Source organism: Streptomyces sp. NPDC048696 (assembly GCF_043198895.1).
Lineage (GTDB): Bacteria > Actinomycetota > Actinomycetes > Streptomycetales > Streptomycetaceae > Streptomyces.
Genome location: NZ_JBICVJ010000037.1, coordinates 1 through 3,241, shown reverse-complemented (window position 1 = coordinate 3,241; position 3,241 = coordinate 1). Strand labels below are relative to the sequence as shown.

1 protein-coding gene is annotated in these 3,241 nt (G+C 68.1%); it reads left to right on the top strand.

Annotation, left to right across the window (positions count from 1 at the left end; translation table 11 throughout):
- Window position 1: 1 nt before the first annotated feature.
- The coding region (gene carB / locus ACGFRG_RS36355; RefSeq protein WP_393271039.1) for a carbamoyl-phosphate synthase large subunit at window positions 2-3,241 on the top strand (3,240 nt) is incomplete at its 3' end.

Below are 3,241 nucleotides of genomic sequence, written 5' to 3'. Positions count from 1 at the left end.
CGTGCCTAAGCGCTCCGATATCCAGTCCGTTCTGGTGATCGGCTCTGGTCCGATCGTGATCGGTCAGGCTGCCGAGTTCGATTATTCCGGGACTCAGGCGTGCCGGGTCCTGAAGGCCGAGGGTCTGCGGGTGATCCTGGTGAACTCCAACCCGGCGACGATCATGACGGATCCGGAGATCGCGGATGCCACGTATGTGGAGCCGATCACGCCGGAGTTCGTCGAGAAGATCATCGCGAAGGAGCGTCCGGACGCGCTGCTGCCCACGTTGGGTGGTCAGACGGCGCTGAACACGGCGATCTCGATGCATGCCAACGGTGTGCTGGAGAAGTACGGTGTCGAGCTGATCGGCGCGAACGTGGAGGCGATCAACAAGGGCGAGGACCGCGACCTGTTCAAGGGTGTCGTCGAGGCCGTGAAGGCGAAGATCGGCTACGGCGAGTCGGCGCGGTCGGTGATCTGCCACACCATGGACGAGGTGATCGCCGGGGTCGACACGCTCGGCGGCTACCCGGTCGTGGTGCGCCCGTCGTTCACGATGGGTGGTGCGGGTTCGGGTTTCGCGCACGACGAGGCGGAGCTGCGCCGTATCGCCGGGCAGGGCCTGACGCTCTCGCCGACCACCGAGGTGCTCCTGGAGGAGTCGATTCTGGGGTGGAAGGAGTACGAGCTGGAGCTGATGCGCGACAAGAGTGACAACGTCGTGGTCGTGTGCTCGATCGAGAACTTCGACCCGATGGGTGTGCACACCGGTGACTCGATCACGGTGGCTCCGGCGATGACGCTGACCGACCGGGAGTACCAGCGGCTGCGGGACATCGGTATCGCGATCATCCGCGAGGTCGGTGTCGACACGGGCGGCTGCAACATCCAGTTCGCGATCGACCCCGTCGACGGGCGGGTCATCGTGATCGAGATGAACCCGCGTGTGTCGCGTTCCTCGGCGCTGGCGTCGAAGGCGACCGGCTTCCCGATCGCGAAGATCGCGGCGAAGCTCGCGATCGGTTACACGCTGGACGAGGTCCCGAACGACATCACGGAGAAGACCCCGGCCTCGTTCGAGCCGACCCTCGACTATGTGGTGGTGAAGGCGCCGCGTTTCGCGTTCGAGAAGTTCCCCTCCGCCGACTCGACGCTGACGACGACGATGAAGTCGGTGGGGGAGGCGATGGCGATCGGCCGGAACTTCACCGAGGCCCTCCAGAAGGCGTTGCGGTCGTTGGAGAAGAAGGGCTCGCAGTTCACTTTTGTGGGCGAGCCGGGCGAGAAGGCCGCTCTGCTGGCCGAGGCGGTGCGTCCGACCGACGGCCGGATCAACACCGTCATGCAGGCGATCCGTGCCGGCGCCACCCCGGAGGAGGTGTTCGGGGCGACGCGGATTGATCCGTGGTTCGTGGACCAGCTGTTCCTGATCAAGGAGATCGCGGACGAGCTCGCCGGCGCGGACAAGCTGGAGCCGGAACTGTTGGCCGAGGCCAAGCGGCACGGCTTCTCCGACGCCCAGATCGCCCAGATCCGGGGCCTGCGCGAGGACGTGGTGCGCGAGGTCCGCCACGCCCTGGGGGTGCGCCCCGTCTACAAGACCGTCGACACGTGTGCCGCGGAGTTCGCGGCGAAGACCCCGTACTTCTACTCCTCCTACGACGAGGAGACGGAGGTCGCCCCGCGCACCAAGCCCGCGGTGATCATCCTGGGGTCGGGGCCGAACCGGATCGGCCAGGGCATCGAGTTCGACTACTCCTGCGTCCACGCCTCTTTCGCGCTCAGCGACGCGGGGTTCGAGACGGTGATGGTCAACTGCAACCCGGAGACCGTCTCCACCGACTACGACACCTCCGACCGCCTCTACTTCGAGCCCCTCACCCTTGAGGACGTGCTGGAGATCGTCCACGCCGAAACCCTCGCCGGTCCCGTGGCGGGTGTGATCGTGCAGCTGGGCGGGCAGACCCCCCTGGGCCTGGCCCAGGCACTCAAGGACAACGGGGTGCCCGTCGTGGGCACCTCCCCGGAGGCGATCCACGCCGCCGAGGACCGCGGCGCCTTCGGCCGCGTGCTTGCGGAGGCGGGGCTGCCCGCGCCGAAGCACGGCACCGCCACCACCTTCGCGGGCGCGAAGGCGATCGCGGACGAGATCGGCTACCCGGTGCTGGTGCGCCCCTCCTACGTGCTGGGCGGGCGCGGCATGGAGATCGTCTACGACGAGACCCGCCTGGAGTCGTATATCGCCGAGTCCACCGAGATCTCCCCGACCCGGCCGGTGCTGGTGGACCGCTTCCTCGACGACGCGATCGAGATCGACGTGGACGCGCTCTACGACGGCAACGAGCTCTACCTCGGCGGTGTCATGGAGCACATCGAGGAGGCCGGTATCCACTCCGGCGACTCCGCCTGCGCGCTGCCGCCGATCACGCTGGGCGGGTTCGACATCAAGCGCCTGCGGGCCTCGACCGAGGCGATCGCCAAGGGGGTGGGCGTGCGGGGTCTGATCAACATCCAGTTCGCGATGGCCGGGGACATCCTCTACGTCCTGGAGGCCAACCCCCGCGCCTCGCGCACCGTCCCCTTCACCTCGAAGGCCACCGCGGTGCCGCTGGCGAAGGCGGCCGCCCGCATCAGCCTGGGTGCCACCGTCGCCGAACTGCGCGCGGAGGGTCTGCTGCCCAGGTCGGGGGACGGGGGCACGCTGCCGCTGGACGCGCCGATCTCCGTCAAGGAAGCCGTCATGCCCTGGTCGCGGTTCCGCGACGTGCACGGGCGCGGCGTCGACACCGTCCTGGGCCCCGAGATGCGTTCCACCGGCGAGGTCATGGGCATCGACACGGTCTTCGGCACCGCCTACGCCAAGTCCCAGGCCGGTGCCTACGGCCCGCTGCCCACCAAGGGACGCGCGTTCATCTCGGTCGCCAACCGCGACAAGCGCACCATGATCTTCCCCGCCCGTGAACTCGTCGCCCACGGCTTCGAGCTCCTGGCCACCTCCGGCACCGCCGAAGTCCTGCGCCGCAACGGCATCAACGCCACCGTCGTACGCAAACTCAGCGAAGGCGAAGGCCCGAACGGCGAGAAGACCATCGTCCAGCTCATCCACGACGGCCAGGTCGACCTCATCGTCAACACCCCCTACGGCACCGGCGGCCGCCTCGACGGCTACGAAATCCGCACCGCCGCCGTCGCCCGCAGCGTCCCGTGCCTGACCACCGTCCAAGCCCTCGCCGCAGCCGTCCAAGGCATCGACGCACTC